The sequence below is a fragment of the Shewanella colwelliana ATCC 39565 genome, assembly GCF_000518705.1.
Classification (GTDB): Bacteria; Pseudomonadota; Gammaproteobacteria; order Enterobacterales; family Shewanellaceae; genus Shewanella; species Shewanella colwelliana.
In genome coordinates this window covers 77,233-91,657 of record NZ_JAEC01000007.1, presented here as the reverse complement: position 1 = coordinate 91,657, position 14,425 = coordinate 77,233, and the positions used below count along the sequence as shown (strand labels likewise).

Annotated in this window: 14 protein-coding genes; 3 read left to right on the top strand and 11 right to left on the bottom strand. The window is 42.5% G+C overall.

Going from position 1 to position 14,425, the window contains the following annotated elements; all coding sequences use genetic code 11:
* Positions 1–58: 58 nt before the first annotated feature.
* Complete coding sequence (locus L876_RS0105025) at positions 59–2,656, bottom strand: TonB-dependent receptor (RefSeq protein ID WP_028762799.1); 2,598 nt, start codon at positions 2,654–2,656, stop codon at positions 59–61.
* 427 nt (positions 2,657–3,083) lie between these two features.
* Here L876_RS0105025 and L876_RS0105020 point away from each other — a divergent pair, with 427 nt between their 5' ends.
* The gene (locus tag L876_RS0105020) at positions 3,084–4,115 is read left to right on the top strand and encodes a LacI family DNA-binding transcriptional regulator (protein WP_028762798.1); all 1,032 of its coding nucleotides are present in this window, start codon (positions 3,084–3,086) and stop codon (positions 4,113–4,115) included.
* A 64-nt stretch (positions 4,116–4,179) separates the two neighbouring features.
* On the opposite strand, the gene L876_RS0105015 is transcribed toward L876_RS0105020, so the two are convergent.
* On the bottom strand, positions 4,180–4,518 hold the full coding sequence (locus tag L876_RS0105015) for a P-II family nitrogen regulator (protein WP_028762797.1): 339 nt from the start codon (positions 4,516–4,518) through the stop codon (positions 4,180–4,182).
* 231 nt (positions 4,519–4,749) lie between these two features.
* On the opposite strand from L876_RS0105015, the gene L876_RS0105010 reads away from it, so the two are divergent.
* Both L876_RS0105010 and L876_RS0105005 read left to right on the top strand, forming a co-directional pair.
* On the top strand, positions 4,750–5,262 hold the full coding sequence (locus tag L876_RS0105010; RefSeq protein WP_028762796.1) for a GspH/FimT family pseudopilin: 513 nt from the start codon (positions 4,750–4,752) through the stop codon (positions 5,260–5,262).
* A 131-nt stretch (positions 5,263–5,393) separates the two neighbouring features.
* Entirely contained in the window at positions 5,394–5,885 is a 492-nt protein-coding gene (locus L876_RS0105005) for a GspH/FimT family pseudopilin (RefSeq protein WP_028762795.1), read from the top strand.
* Between the two features lie 100 nt (positions 5,886–5,985).
* On the opposite strand, the gene L876_RS0105000 is transcribed toward L876_RS0105005, so the two are convergent.
* The 9 genes from L876_RS0105000 to lspA form a co-directional block, all read right to left on the bottom strand.
* Positions 5,986–6,285, bottom strand: coding sequence for a TapY2 family type IVa secretion system protein (locus tag L876_RS0105000; protein ID WP_028762794.1), 300 nt, complete (start codon positions 6,283–6,285; stop codon positions 5,986–5,988).
* Entirely contained in the window at positions 6,282–6,671 is a 390-nt protein-coding gene (locus L876_RS0104995) for a type IV pilin protein (protein ID WP_028762793.1), read from the bottom strand. Before L876_RS0104995 ends, L876_RS0105000 begins: the two co-directional genes overlap by 4 nt.
* Before the next feature lie 2 nt (positions 6,672–6,673).
* A complete protein-coding gene (locus tag L876_RS0104990) occupies positions 6,674–10,276 on the bottom strand; it encodes a pilus assembly protein (RefSeq protein WP_028762792.1) in 3,603 nt (1,200 codons plus the stop codon).
* Positions 10,273–10,737 (bottom strand): pilus assembly PilX family protein, encoded by a 465-nt coding sequence (locus L876_RS0104985; protein WP_028762791.1) that lies wholly within the window; start codon positions 10,735–10,737, stop codon positions 10,273–10,275. The genes L876_RS0104990 and L876_RS0104985 overlap by 4 nt, the downstream gene beginning before the upstream one ends.
* A gap of 12 nt (positions 10,738–10,749) precedes the next feature.
* Positions 10,750–11,733: a PilW family protein gene (locus L876_RS0104980; RefSeq protein ID WP_028762790.1), complete on the bottom strand. Its 984-nt coding sequence runs from the start codon at positions 11,731–11,733 to the stop codon at positions 10,750–10,752.
* On the bottom strand, positions 11,734–12,285 hold the full coding sequence (gene pilV, locus L876_RS0104975) for a type IV pilus modification protein PilV (protein ID WP_028762789.1): 552 nt from the start codon (positions 12,283–12,285) through the stop codon (positions 11,734–11,736).
* 232 nt (positions 12,286–12,517) lie between these two features.
* Positions 12,518–13,447, bottom strand: coding sequence for a 4-hydroxy-3-methylbut-2-enyl diphosphate reductase (gene ispH / locus L876_RS0104970; protein WP_175427354.1), 930 nt, complete (start codon positions 13,445–13,447; stop codon positions 12,518–12,520).
* A 29-nt stretch (positions 13,448–13,476) separates the two neighbouring features.
* A complete protein-coding gene (gene fkpB / locus L876_RS0104965; RefSeq protein ID WP_028762787.1) occupies positions 13,477–13,899 on the bottom strand; it encodes an FKBP-type peptidyl-prolyl cis-trans isomerase in 423 nt (140 codons plus the stop codon).
* Between the two features lie 4 nt (positions 13,900–13,903).
* Positions 13,904–14,416, bottom strand: coding sequence for a signal peptidase II (gene lspA, locus L876_RS0104960; protein ID WP_028762786.1), 513 nt, complete (start codon positions 14,414–14,416; stop codon positions 13,904–13,906).
* Between the last annotated feature and the right edge of the window lie 9 nt (positions 14,417–14,425).

The window sequence follows — 14,425 nt, the reverse complement described above, 5'->3', positions numbered from 1 at the left end:
TTTGATATAAAAAAGAGGAGATAAACTCCTCTTTTTTTATACAGTAAATCCTATCAAATTAGAATCTGAAACTTGCACCTAATGTTATGCGGCGAGCCATTTCATATTCATACAATGGGAAACCTTCGACGAAGCCGCTATAGCTAGTTGGATTTTGGTTATTACCAAATTGCTTAGAAGACTCTTCAAGTAAGTTATTACCATCAAGTTTGATATCGATGTTTTCAGTTACATGCCAAGTAGCACTTAAATCTAAGCTACCGTAGTCTTCGTGTAGACGGTTACCGTATGAACCAGACTCACGTAACATGTACTCACTACGCCAGTTGTACGCAAGACGCACTTGGAATAGTTCGTTTTCAAAGTAACCAGTTAAGTTATAAGAATGCTTAGAGCTATCACTGAGGAATGGATTTCCATCGGTGAACGTATCAGCATCTGTTTCTGTATCTGTGTAGGTATAGTTAACAACAGAGCCGAAACCATTACCGTAATCTTGTTGATACTGAAGCTCTAAACCTTGAATGAGTGCAGACTTACCGTTGTTCTTCTCTTGAACAGTCCAGCCATTAGCAGCTTCATCAGGTGGCAGAGGGAAATCAATTTCATCTGACGTAGCATGGTACTCACTAATGGTTACGAAGTTTTTAACATCCTTCATAAATAGTGCAGCAGATACTAGTGAATCAGAGTTGAAATACCATTCGATACCAAGATCAATTTGGTTAGCCACAAAAGGCTTAAGACCGATATTACCTGTCACCCAGTATTGGTTGTTTGGTGTATCGTCATTAGCACCCAATACATTTGGGTTAACGTACATATCAACATATTGCGGACGAGCCATAACACGGGCAGCAGAAGCACGCATAATGACATCGTCAGCAAGGTCAAAAGCAACGTTTAAGCTTGGTAGCCATTCAGCATAATCGGCATCAGTAGAGGTTTTCTTGCCTTCAACATAGTAGGTTGAAGATGCATTAGTACCTGCATAACGTACACCGAAGTTACCGCGAATACCGTCGCCAGAGAAATTTGCCATCACATAAGCAGCATAGTTATCTTCTTCGATTTCACTGTAAGAGCCAAGGTCCTCATGCTCACCAGTTATGCTGCTACGTGCCCACGCTTTAAGCGCTTCTGGATCGAACTTAGCGATTTGGTAATCACCTGCACCAACATCAATGGTACCAGCGCCAATATCCGCAGTTGAAATACGTGTATCGAAGTTTGCATCTTGCTCATATTCAAACTTACGGCTGGTCGTATTGTGTTTAGCATACTTAATACCAGTCTTAACTGAATCGATTACGCCCCAATCAACGTCAAACTTGATATCAGCTTGTGCATAGGTTTCATCATCAGTTTTTGGCGTACGGTTGAAGTTTGAACCTGTACCCATAGTCAATGAACCTGGATCATAAGTGGCCATATCGAAGCCATTTGTATCCCAAGTTTGTCCGCCACCGGTAAAGTCGTAGCTTCCGCCAGGAATTGGTGTACCACCAGTTCCGTCATCTACAACCATTTCAAAATCAGTACCACCAGATGAAGTGGTATCACCGATTTGCGCACTAAAGTCATAACCGTTACCCGCGTATTCCATTTTTAAATCGAATACTTGTGACTTCATGGTCGCTTCACGAGGACGAGCCTGCCAATATGCTACATTTAGCGGACCTTTAACCTGAGTACCTTGGTTGGTAATGTTTCCGTCAGCGTCAGTCGTTTGACCTAACCACTCTTCAGTAACGCCGCCACCCCATGAGGTATCAGCTTGCGTTAACCATAAAGCATAGTTAGTGTTATTTGCTTTCATTTGCATATCCATCGCATTGAAAACAAAGTTTAATTCGTCTGTTGGTGCATATTGGAAAGTTGCGGTTAGCGCTGAACGCTCACGCTCTTGCTCAAATGCAACAGGGCCTGCACCCCACTCCCAAAACGCTTCATTACCTTGGCGCTGCAGGCTACGCTCTTGCAATACGCCAGAGACTAAAACACCGAATGTTTCAGAATCATTCTTCCAGCTAGCAAGACCTGAGAATTGTGGGTCGGTTTCTTCAGAATCTGATTGGTACTGACCTTCTACAGACCCGTAGAAAGAGAGTGAGTCCATATCGAGAGGCTTACGAGTGTTAACGATTACCGTACCACCCACACCACCTTCAGCGATATCGGCTTGTGAAGATTTGTAAACTTCGAGGTCACCAACCAACTCAGAAGGAAGAAGCTCGTAGTTAAAGGAACGCTTGGCAGGCTCCAGAACAAACCAGCCAGTAGACGCTACGTTCTGGCCGTTAAGTGTTGTAAGGGTCAAGTCTTGCCCAGCACCACGGATCGATACACCTGCACCTTCGCCAAATTGGCGCTGAATGGTGACACCTGGAATACGCTGCAGAGATTCAGCAACGTTTTTATCAGGGAACTTACCAATATCTTCTGCAGTAATGGCATCAACGGTACCATCAGAGAAACGCTTGGCATTTAAGTTCGCCTGTTGTGAGGCACGGATACCGCGCACTTCGATTTTTTCGATATTATCTGTATTGACGGCTTCTGCCTCTGCTGCAATAGCAGAAACAGACATTGCACCACTCATGAGTAACGCAATATTTGTAGCTAGTACACTTTTCTTAAAAGTAGATGGTCGCATCTCGTTTCCCTTCCATAACTTTATTATCGTTTTATTTTCCATGCCCATTCCTTCAATCAGGAATGACAACGCTGTCATGTGAGGTTAAAGATTACACAACAATTAACAGATGCGCCACAACAAAATAACCAAAAAGGAGAAAATAGACTTAATTTTACACCTAGGCAACAGTGTTAGCCAATTGCGCTAAGTAGATAACCAACTGTATTTTAATAACTAAAATTACAAATAGATTTTTTCAAACTAAAGTCAGCTTTTCTAAATTAACTGAATAAATTAATTTGGTGATTGCTTAATGGGTTAAAAGTTAGCAATATTGTCGCCAGGGGAAGCGTGATTTGCTGGGTATTTATACAGCATGTCGTTTGAATGATGTTAAGTTTTGTAGTTTGTCTAGCTGACAGCTACCACAACGAGTATCCGCTAGATGAAAGTAACCATTAATGATGTCGCAAAGCATGCTGGAGTATCCATAAAAACGGTCTCTAGAGTGACCAATAAAGAGCCTTCAGTAAGACAAACCACTATCGACAAAGTCAATGAAGCTATTGCGGCATTAAACTACCAACCCAATGTGGCAGCAAGAAATTTAGCAGGCACTAAATCCTATGTCATCGCATTTGTTTATGACAACCCTAATGCTTACTATGTCATTGATATGCAAAACGGTATTTTATCCTCCTGCAAGCAGCGAGGTTATGAGCTGCTGATCCATCCATGTGATGCTAAATCAGATAGCATCTGTGAGGAACTTGTCGATCTGGTTCGTCATGCAAGGCTATCAGGGCTGGTACTTACTCCACCACTATCTGAAGACCCGAATGTACTTGCCGCATTAGATAAAATTAACGCCAATTACGTGCGAATTATTGCTGGCGAAGCAGCCGATCAACATGGCGGACTATCGGTATTGGTGAACGATAAGCATGGCGCCATCTCAATCACGCAGCACTTAATTGATTTAGGCCACAAGGAGATCGCTTTTCTCGCTGGTGATCATCAACACGAATCGACTAAAGAGCGCCTAGCTGGATTCCGGCAGGCTATGCTAGCGAATCAACTCAATGTAGATGAAAAATATATAATCAGTGGTGAATATTCATTTGAATCTGGTGTGAGCGGAGCAAAGAGTTTACTTAGCAACTCAAACAAACCGACAGCGATTGTAGCCTGTAACGATGAAATAGCCGCGGGGGCACTTTTTGCCGCCAGATTAGAAGGTGTACAAATTCCAGCTGAACTCTCTATTGTTGGTTTTGAAGATAGTCCATTTTCGAGACAAACTTGGCCAAAACTCACCACCGTACATCAACCGAACCAAAAAATTGCACAAATTGCCACTGAACTGCTCATTGCCAAACAAAGTAAAAGTGAAGACAACCTAACAGATCAGGTGTTTATACCAGAGCCAGTGATTAGAGACTCGTCATCGGCCCCCGATTTAGTCAAACACAATTAATGACAATACAAACAAAATAAAAAAGCCGTTGATATGATTCAACGGCTTTTTTATTTTTAATTGTTTAAACAGCTTCTTCGTTCTCTTCACCAGTTCGTATGCGGATAACTCGCTCGACTTCGGTTACAAATATTTTGCCATCACCAATTTTCCCGGTTCTGGCAGTATCGACTATCACTTCCAACGCTTGCTCGAGAAGTTCATCTTGAATAACCAGTTCAATCTTAACCTTAGGCAAGAAATCAACCATATATTCAGCACCACGATACAGCTCTGTATGCCCCTTCTGACAGCCAAAACCTTTGACTTCAGAAACCGTCATGCCAGTGATACCAATTTCTGCCAGAGATTCACGCACATCATCTAACTTAAATGGCTTAATAATGGCCTCAACCTTCTTCATCAAACGCTCCCTTTAAAATAAAACTGTAATTGTGTTTAGCTTACCATGCCATCAGCGTGCACAGAAGTTGATTATATCAAGATGTAAACAGAAGCATTATTCATAGAGCAGAACAATATAAAAACCTAACGCTAGCCACAGCACAGCTTACTATAATTGGATATTGCGAGGTGATATTCCTCTCAAATTGCTTGCAGGACGCGAGCGATAAATTAGATCAAGGGACGAGCCATGAAATACCATTACGGATTTACCTTAGTAGAGTTAATGACAACATTAGTCGTTGCTACGACACTGATTAGTATCGCTGTACCGAATCTTTCAAGTCTTTATGAAGCCCAACGCGCTAACTCCAGCATACGAGTTATTCAACAAACACTGCAATTTGGCCGAAATGCCGCCATCAGCTATGGCGTGAGAGTCACTGTGTGCCCAGTAAAAGATAATCAATGCGACAGTAACTGGGGAAATGGATTAACAGTCTTTACCGATAGCGGTGACAGAAACCAGTTAGATGGTAATGATGCGATTTTACTGCAAACCTCTCCATTCAACTCAAAAGATATCGTCAGCTATAACCGCTCTGCGGTGAGATTTCAGCCTGATGGCCTAGCCTCTGGCACCAATGGTACACTAAGGTACTGTCCGAATTCGGCAACCAGCTCAAACTCAAAGGCTGTCATCGTTAATCAAGCAGGAAGAGTTCGGTTTTCAAATCAAAAAACGATTTATTGTTCCAATTAGCGCATCGTTAAGATGGTGTCAAACAACCATTATTAGCCATTATATTGGCTATAAAAAGAATAGCTTATATATACTGAAATCCGTCTGTATCTCGCATATACTTACTCAAGGCTTCGCGAGGACAAAGAAACATGCGTAAACATTTACTAGGATTCACCTTAGTCGAAATGATGGTGACAATTGTGATAGCAGGAATTCTACTAACAGTAGGGGTTCCCTCAATGGTGTCTATGTATGAAGGGTTCCGAGCAAACAGTAATGTCGAAAAAATCCATAATATCTTAGCGTTCTCACGCAACCAAGCCATAAGCTATGGGGCTACGGTTAATGTCTGCCCATTTGCGAGTGCAACCTCTTGTGGCACAGGAACAGACTGGAAAGGTGGCATTAGAGTCTTTATCACCGATGCAGATGACAACGATCATGAATTACGGGCTATAGACAGCTTTCACAGCAATGACAAAGTTAAGGGTCCCTCGGGCACCATCACCTTCTCCCCAGAGGGATTATCATCTGGTGGAACTCTTATCTACTGTCCTGGCGGAAAAACGGCTGAGTCTCAAAGCGTCGATATTAGCACTAGCGGAAAAGTCTCCTATGGTGTCGATGGTGGCTCTTGCTAAACCTTACAGCATCCAAATTTAACCTCCAGAGCTCCAATATGACAAAAAGCCCTGCATCGCAGGGCTTTTGCTTTACTATCTATAAGAGCGACTTAAACCGTCATCTTAAGGTTTGCTTATCTTTCGCCTTTGCCCGCTTACTACTAAACTCTTGGCTCAAGGGAACACATTCTTCCACTTCTTTAATGAAGTACTTCTTGCCCTTTTTATCAGTCAGCTGCTTACCAGGTAAACTAGCCGCTCTTAAGCGAGCATCTTTTTCATCCCAGCGATAAAACACCACTTGCTCGCCCTTTTTAGTACTATTGATATAGCATTTATAGTCTTGCTTTGCTGCCAAAACTGGCATCGAAAAGCTGTATAAAACGACGCAAGATAAAGCACATATAAATTTCATCATTTCCAACACTCCGTAGAGGGGCCTTTAACCCCCGCAGATGTCATGGTAATTGTCGCGCATATCGAATCACGGGCAGCTTGGCTGCCTTGAGCTGTAGCTGTAATCGTAAAAGAGCTAGTCCCAGCCGAAGCAACACTGTAATGACCATGCTCTGTAACAAAGGGATTAGCAAGACCAAGTTTAGACATGTCGGTCGCATAAGTACGATTATCCAAATAGTATTGCTCTTGCAGGTTTGCCACCCGCATAACAGCCGCAACCCCCTCAGAGCGACCACTCTTAGTGATGTAATCGATGTAAGAGGGATAGGCAATCGAAGCCAAAATCCCAACAATTGCTACAGTTATCATCAATTCTATTAGGGTAAAGCCGTTCACTTTTTGCATTACTAATTATTCTCATCTTGATGATAGTAAAGTTTATTGGTGTTTAAACAGGCATCAAGGTTAATGGTTCCTGTACAATTAAATCCATTGTCATCACAAATACCTTTACCAATGATCAACATAATCTGGCTTTCGCAATCAGGCTCAGGAGGTTTTGGACACTCCTCTCCTTCACAAGGTTTTGGACACTCCTCTCCTTCACAAGGTTTTGGACAATCCTCCCCCTCGCAAGGAATCGGCTTATCTACTGGCGGAGTGATAATTTTTGGAGGTTGCGGAATACAATTATCACATACGTCAATAACATACTCTTCAGAATAACGAGCCCCTTTATGTAGATCTAATGTATACAATCTACCAACAGAAGAAACGGTACATACATCTTGATCAGCCGCTGGTTGTGTCGGAATAAAGGACGTAAAATAAACCTTTCCTTTAATGATGATTGAAGGCGATAAACTTTTTTCCCCTGCAACGGGAAAGTCATAATACCAACCTTTCTTAGTGCCAAATTCGATATTTTCAGCTTCTGTAGTCGGTGATGCTGATGTCACATTGTAGAGATTCGAAAAAGTAATCGCTTCAGGTACGGCCGAACCTCCAGAACCAAACTGTTGAGTAATTACGTTCCTATCTTGTAAGACATAAAACATATCATTAGTTGTTCGTTCTAATGGTTCTGCCCTATTACCTGTTCCTATAGTCACAGCATCATAAGGAACATTTTGATAGGCGACAGTTGATGTCGTACCTGACGCATCGGTAACAGTGACTTTAGTCGTGTTAGTAAAGTAGGTTTGGGCAACAATTGGCTCATAAAAGAAACGACGATCGTTACTTAATGTACCACCCAAATCAGCAAACTTAAATCCACTCCAAGTACTCTTATCATCAGATGGCATATCCATGCGCCAAACTTTACCGCCCAAATCGGATGCATACAATCTATCTGTATAGCCGTCACTATCACTATCCAACGTCGCGATAGATCCAACGACGGAATCTTCGATACCACTTAATATGGTATTACCACTCGCTCCAAATTTATGCACTAATGAGCCTGTTTCTGCATCAACAATAAAAACAGCACGTCCGTCGGAGTTTTCTCCCGTACCAGAATCATAGCCATTATTATAACCACCGCCGAAAATTACTACTGGTTTGTCAGAACCAGGGATTCTAGTCACAACTGGGGTTGACCAAGTTTGTCCTAAATCGGTGAATCCATCGGTACTATTAGACACTTTCCACAATAATTTGGGTTGAACTGAAGGATCTGTCACATCAAACGCAAAGTATGTTTCACCACCTCTTCGCATACCAATAAATAACCACGCTTTAGTTATTGCACCACTAGAGTTTCTCTCTAAATACGCGACAGGTGAGCCATCCATTCCATACACACTATGACCTAGAGCATAATTATTCCCTCTAAGAGTCGTGACATTGGGAAGCAATTGATAGGGCATAAATGCCCAGCTCTCAGAAACTGATGAACCTGTATCTTTAAAGGCGTGAAGCATCCCATGATTTGTCCCAAAAAATATAACCACATTTGAACCATCACCGCCGTAGTCAATGGCTAGAGGTTGCGAATGCAGCGGATCCCCCACAATATCCCCTCGAACGCCAGCAAAGTCTTCGGATGTGAATTCCCCATCATCAGCTTTATCAACGTTGTTACCTTTAATCCATTCAAACGCTTTAGTTAAGTCAGCAGTCGAATCTGGCAATGACATGTATGTCGCTAAGGAGCTCGTTCCTCCAGCATATGATGTCGCATTAGCCACAGAGAAGGCAGTAACTGAGCCACCGGAGCCGATATCACTGTATAAGTTACGTTTGTCGGGAGAAATAGTTCTAGCGGCCCCTCCAAGAATAACATCATTACCATCAGGTGTTCCTGCACAATCACTCCAAAAACTACAAGCAGTTTCGGAAATCCCCCCAGAGCTATCAATCGCTAACTTACCTTTTGCATCAACGAGAGCTCCACTTGAGTTAACCTTCAATTTTTTGAGATTACCAGCCCACTTTGGACTTTGAGAAGGGCGAAAGAGTGCATAATATGCAGAATCCAATGTTCTTGTAGGGTCTGCGTTACTAAAAGCCACACCAGGAGCGGAAAAGCGCTGACCTGTCTTGGTGATTTCATCAACTATATTACTAATTTTTTCTTGTAACTGTGCGGTATCATTAGCAGCAAAGTACTTACCACCACCGCGTCTAGCAGTTTCAATCAATAATGGCTCAGCTTCAGAGCCCTCTGCTAAACTAAAACCAATTGAATGAGTAATAACTCTTTGAAAATTATCTACATTAGGCAGGATATCATTGTTATACATATATCCTGCTAATGCAGGTAAATAGCTAGACCTATTCCTAACGGTGTCATATTCATATGGTGCATCATTTAATGCTTTTATAAAGTCATCCGCACTGGTGTCAACCGTTGGCGCTCCATCTGTAATATAAATCACGTACGCAATTTTAGCGCACTCAGTCAATGGAGATTTATAACTACCATTCACTTCAATGCTTGAGTCATAGGGCGGCCTGTTAGCTCGGTACCAATTCGAATATTTACTATCAGAATGCCCAAAGGTAACTCCCCCTCCGCTAAAATACTTATAAGCCTCAAATAAGGTTTCACACAAAGGAGTATTTGTTTCAGCGGGTATATTCTCAACTGTACTAATCAATAAATCTTTTTCAGCACTTGTTCTTTGCTTAATGCCCGCGACAATACGCCCGCCATCTCTATCACCTTCATCAGGATAGTTTAAATTAAAAAGAGCCAAACCAAAATCGACAGAGGGGATAGAGCTAATCACACCTGTAATTGCACTCTGCGCCATTTCTAGCCGAGTTGGTGGAGTTTCGTCGGGTGGCAGCAAACCACCTTTATACAGTGTGTACCAACGTAGATAATTATCAGTATATAGACTCACTAACTCTCCGGTGCCGAAGCCTATAGCTTTTGCCGTATCTTGCGCAGCAGAGTCTGTAGCACCATAGGGGATATAAGTATTGCCAGATTTAACACTATCCTGGGGATAACCAAGTTCATACCCAGTTAAACTCTTATTATTATCAGTTATGCCCGCTTCAATATCTTCACCACAGTCTACTGGGTTGTTTTTTTCAGCACCGCTATTTTCTTTAATTTGCTGCCATGTGCCTTTACCATTCCCGGTAAACTTAAACTCACGAATATAGCCTGTAAAACGACCATATTTATCCAATGCTGTTTTTGCCGCAGCACAACCATTGATTAATTCATTAAATCGCCGAGATTCAGAAGGACTATCTGGCACTGGTAATGAGGACTCGTCCATCCCTGTGCCTACAGTAAAATAGATCATTCGTCCTTGATACGAATTAGAGCTACCAACAGCAGGGTAAGTTACGGTAGGGTCATAGCCCTTTTGCGCCCCCTCAACCTCTGCATCCATACTGCCAGAGTTATCAAATATAATTAAAACTTTACTACGGTTTTGAGTTAACTCTGGATTTAAATACAAATCGGTATCGTCAGCCAGTGATTGCCCCGGCAGTGTCAATGCAGCAACAAGGCTTGCACATAATATTTGACTAAGCTTCATATTCCACCCCTTTTGAGCACTTCCTGCTCAATACCTGTAACCACTGTAAGTTGACCTAAATTATCCCGACCAAAACTTACCGTACTAGATATCTCAATACGTCGACATTCCAAATTCGAGCTGATCAACTTAGTACGTTGACAACTCACATTTTTAGGCTCCACCTTAAGACCACCAGCCCCATCATCGACTAAAGGAAGTGGTACTAATACCTGTGTTCCGCCAGATAAAGCATTGCTGTTGTCGATATCAGACATGGTTGCTAAAAATGCTGGAGTCTTATTCAACAATACGGCAGCCACACCGCCATCAGCTAAAGCCTTGGCCTCTATTCGCTCAGTTCCAGCACCAGCCATACGCAGCGATTGGGTTGAATTCACCGCAAGTGCCACACCAATAACAGTCATTATAATAAGCAAAATAAGTGAGAAAAATAGCACAACCCCTTTCTGCTTTTGCATACTCATCTTAATCTAACTCCGAATTAACACTGGATTCTCAAGAACGACAGTAGTCGACATCACTTTTCGCCTGAAATTATCCTGTGGCGGATTAATAGTCTTATCACCAAGTAAATATTTGGTTTCGTTTGTATAAGTGCGATCTTGCTCTACCGATCGCACTAGAACATATAATTTAACTGCAACAACACGTTGAAATGATTGATTATCCCACATAACAGTGTCCACACTAGCGACTGGAACATACCGGTTTGGTATATCATCGCCATCATCATCAATACCATATAGAACTCTAAAATTTTCAATTCCCTCAACCAATTGCTCTTCATTATTCATCCCATTTGCAACGGTGAGTGTCCGACGCCTTAAAACAGGAATATCACCATCATCTCTGATAAAGTATATGTGATGCTGATATTCCCAATACCGACTGCTTGCAAGCACTGGCGTAACTTGGTTTCCAGTGAAGAATATTGCCTGGCTCGATGTTGTCGCAACATAATGTCTAGAAGCGGTAGTTGGTGATAAAGTATTTGGCCCAATAAATCGCTTAATTTGTAGTACATCCGTATTTATCTTAACACCACTTAGACAATTAAAGCTGCCCCCACTGACACCAGCTTCATAGCCCCATATCCGACGAAAATGAGATGCTGTCGCATTTGGTAATGTCGCATTATTAACACCTCCACCCACACAGTCATTTGGCACCGCAGCAGAATTAATCGTAGTGTTGCTACCAACGACAAAATCGGTTCCCGTCATGTCCCCCATGAACGCTAGTTGGCTTATATCACGCTCCATAATAGCCAATGCGATCCGGCCGTTTTCTTGTAATTGATTAAACTGACTGGTTGTCGTCACATTAGATGACGACATACTAAACATAGTAAACACGCCAGCAGTTAAAAACAGGCCGATGACCATAGCGACCATTAACTCAACCAGCGACATACCTGATTGAAATGTTTTCAAATTTTTAGCCATATATTTCATCTAAATGATCACTGTTCGAATTGAAAATATGCGGCGATTTTCTTTACTCGCAGCGCAAGATGTCGAGGTATCAACGATGGGAGAACCTGTATCAATTGTCGTCTTTCGAATTCCTCGCCATGCAAGTACAACGGTCACAGTATTGGTATTGGTCACAGTATCGGTATTAACCTCTATACAAGCTGTAGGCGTATCTAACCCACCAACATTTTGGCTGCCTACAGTCTCGTCAGCTCCAGTGAATGACGATTGCCACTCATAAATGTCCCTCAATTGCATCTGAGATGGTGTACAAGCCGCAGCATTACAAGCCGTTGCAGAGGAAGGTATTCCACTGTAAGTGCCTGCGTAGCTTGCTAGTTGAGTTGAATTCAGCTTCATCCTGTTGATGATATCATTGGCATAATATGAGGCTTGGGTCTGCTGGAATGATTCAAAGCTACCGCGTTTCGCGACTATATGAAGGTTAAAAATCCCTATTAAGCCGATAACCATTATTACCAGTGATACCATCACTTCGATGAGGGAAAACCCTTTCCCACTATTTTTCATGGTGTCAAATCTCCGCTATTCGCCATACTTTTGACAGTTATATCAGTCATTTACTCTTTAAAAATCTGAAAGTTAGCGCAACTTCAAACTATACTAGTTAATCATAGATTAGTCGAATGTTACTCGCTAGTAATATTAGCGTCTAAAAATGTAATTCCATATATCATGTATAATTTTTAGGCAAAAATAAAGGAGGCATAAGCCTCCTTTATTAATATAAACAATGTCTTGTTTACCTGAGTTCTGCAGGGACAGCAAAAACAGTATCTTCTTTGCGCCCTTCAACTTCAGTGATAATACTCGGGGCTAAGGTAGCAATGGCATCGATAACTTGTTTTACCAAGACCTCAGGTGCTGACGCCCCCGCTGTAACGGCAACTTTCGCAACCCCATCAAACCAAGCAGGAACGATATCGTCTGCATTATCGACTAAGTAAGACTGCGTGCCTTTTTTAATCGCCAGCTCTTTGAGGCGGTTAGAGTTAGAGCTATTTTTTGAACCCACGACAATGAACAGATCCACATCATCAGCAACATTGCGCACAGCATCTTGACGATTCTGCGTTGCATAGCAAATATCATCTTTACGTGGCCCTTGAATCGACGGAAAACGTGTTTGCAAGGCGGCGATGACATCTGCTGTGTCATCCATAGACAACGTTGTTTGGGTAACAAAACATAAGTTTTCAGGATCTTTAACGACAAGAGCTTCGACATCAGCGGGAGACTCAACTAATAAAACCCCACCTTCGGGGTTATCATACTGCCCCATAGTCCCCTCAACCTCAGGATGCCCAGCATGACCGATAAGGATACACTCAATACCCTTTCGGCTCGCTCGAGTAACCTGCAGGTGCACTTTAGTCACCAGCGGGCAAGTCGCATCAAACACTCGTAATCCGCGCATTTTAGCTTCGGTTCTCACAGCTTGTGAGACACCATGGGCACTAAAGATCACAATACTGTCATCAGGAACTTGGTCAAGCTCATCGACAAAGACCGCACCTCTATCTTTTAAATTTTGTACTACGTAGCGGTTATGAACCACCTCGTGACGCACATAGATAGGTGGAGAAAACAGTTCTAACGCACGCTCTACAATACTGATTGCACGGTCGACACCCGCACAAAAACCACGGGGGTTAGCCAGCTTAATCTGCAAGTTTTGTGGCGGATTGACCATTGACATAGTTAGTGCACCTCAACGACTTCTAGTTCAAAAGTAACGGTTCGCCCTGCAAGCGGATGATTAAGATCAACCGTTACAGAATCACCTGCAACCTCACGGACGATACCGGGAATTTCGCTACCACCAGGCCCGGCAAAACTGACTATAACACCAGCCTCTAAGCTCATATCGGCAGGAAACTTGCTCCTGTCCATATGATGAATTGCATCAGGGCTTGACTCACCAAAAGCATCAACGGCTTGTAGAGTAAAGCTATGCTTATCACCCTCTTTGAGGTTTACAAGTTGAGCTTCAAAAGCTGGGCTTAAGGTTTCATCGCCTATATTTAGCTTAGCTGGCTTACCTGATGCTTTCGTGCTATCAGCAGTTGACCCATCTTCCAATAAAATATTCATGTGGCATAACAATGAACGAGATACTGACACTTAACTACCCCTTGGCGGCATTTTCGCCATCCGCTTTGCGTTCGGTGATAAACGAATCAATGATAATCAAACCGGCACCTATGCAAATTGCGGAGTCGGCAATATTAAAGGCTGGGAAATGACTGGTGTTCCAATAGAAATCAAGAAAGTCGACCACAAAACCATGTTGTAATCTATCTATTAAGTTCCCAAGGGCACCACCGATAACAAGCGTATAAGCTAGGTTTAAACGCCACATTCCACTAGGCTGTTTACGCAGCCAAACCGTTAATAGCGTACTAAAACCAACGGCAACGACTGTAAATAGCCAACGTTGCCAACCGCCTGCATCACTTAAAAAGCTAAATGCCGCCCCGTAATTACGTACGTACGTAAAATTAAAAAACGGCAACAATTTAATTGACTCATAAAGGTCAAAACTGGCTAGTACCCATTGTTTAGACAGTTGGTCGGCGATAAACACCAACACAACTATCCAATACCAACGTAAGCCACTCTCTTTCCAGCTAGATGGCATCAATATATC

What these genes read in the sequence shown, in the direction of transcription:
- L876_RS0105025 (WP_028762799.1), bottom strand. Translation starts at nt 2,656, where the DNA reads ATGCGACCATCTACTTTTAAGAAAAGTGTACTAGCTACAAATATTGCG.
- L876_RS0105020 (WP_028762798.1), top strand. Translation starts at nt 3,084, where the DNA reads ATGAAAGTAACCATTAATGATGTCGCAAAGCATGCTGGAGTATCCATA.
- L876_RS0105015 (WP_028762797.1), bottom strand. Translation starts at nt 4,518, where the DNA reads ATGAAGAAGGTTGAGGCCATTATTAAGCCATTTAAGTTAGATGATGTG.
- L876_RS0105010 (WP_028762796.1), top strand. Translation starts at nt 4,750, where the DNA reads ATGAAATACCATTACGGATTTACCTTAGTAGAGTTAATGACAACATTA.
- L876_RS0105005 (WP_028762795.1), top strand. Translation starts at nt 5,394, where the DNA reads ATGCGTAAACATTTACTAGGATTCACCTTAGTCGAAATGATGGTGACA.
- L876_RS0105000 (WP_028762794.1), bottom strand. Translation starts at nt 6,285, where the DNA reads ATGATGAAATTTATATGTGCTTTATCTTGCGTCGTTTTATACAGCTTT.
- L876_RS0104995 (WP_028762793.1), bottom strand. Translation starts at nt 6,671, where the DNA reads ATGCAAAAAGTGAACGGCTTTACCCTAATAGAATTGATGATAACTGTA.
- L876_RS0104990 (WP_028762792.1), bottom strand. Translation starts at nt 10,276, where the DNA reads ATGAAGCTTAGTCAAATATTATGTGCAAGCCTTGTTGCTGCATTGACA.
- L876_RS0104985 (WP_028762791.1), bottom strand. Translation starts at nt 10,737, where the DNA reads ATGCAAAAGCAGAAAGGGGTTGTGCTATTTTTCTCACTTATTTTGCTT.
- L876_RS0104980 (WP_028762790.1), bottom strand. Translation starts at nt 11,733, where the DNA reads ATGAAATATATGGCTAAAAATTTGAAAACATTTCAATCAGGTATGTCG.
- pilV (WP_028762789.1), bottom strand. Translation starts at nt 12,285, where the DNA reads ATGAAAAATAGTGGGAAAGGGTTTTCCCTCATCGAAGTGATGGTATCA.
- lspA (WP_028762786.1), bottom strand. Translation starts at nt 14,416, where the DNA reads ATGCCATCTAGCTGGAAAGAGAGTGGCTTACGTTGGTATTGGATAGTT.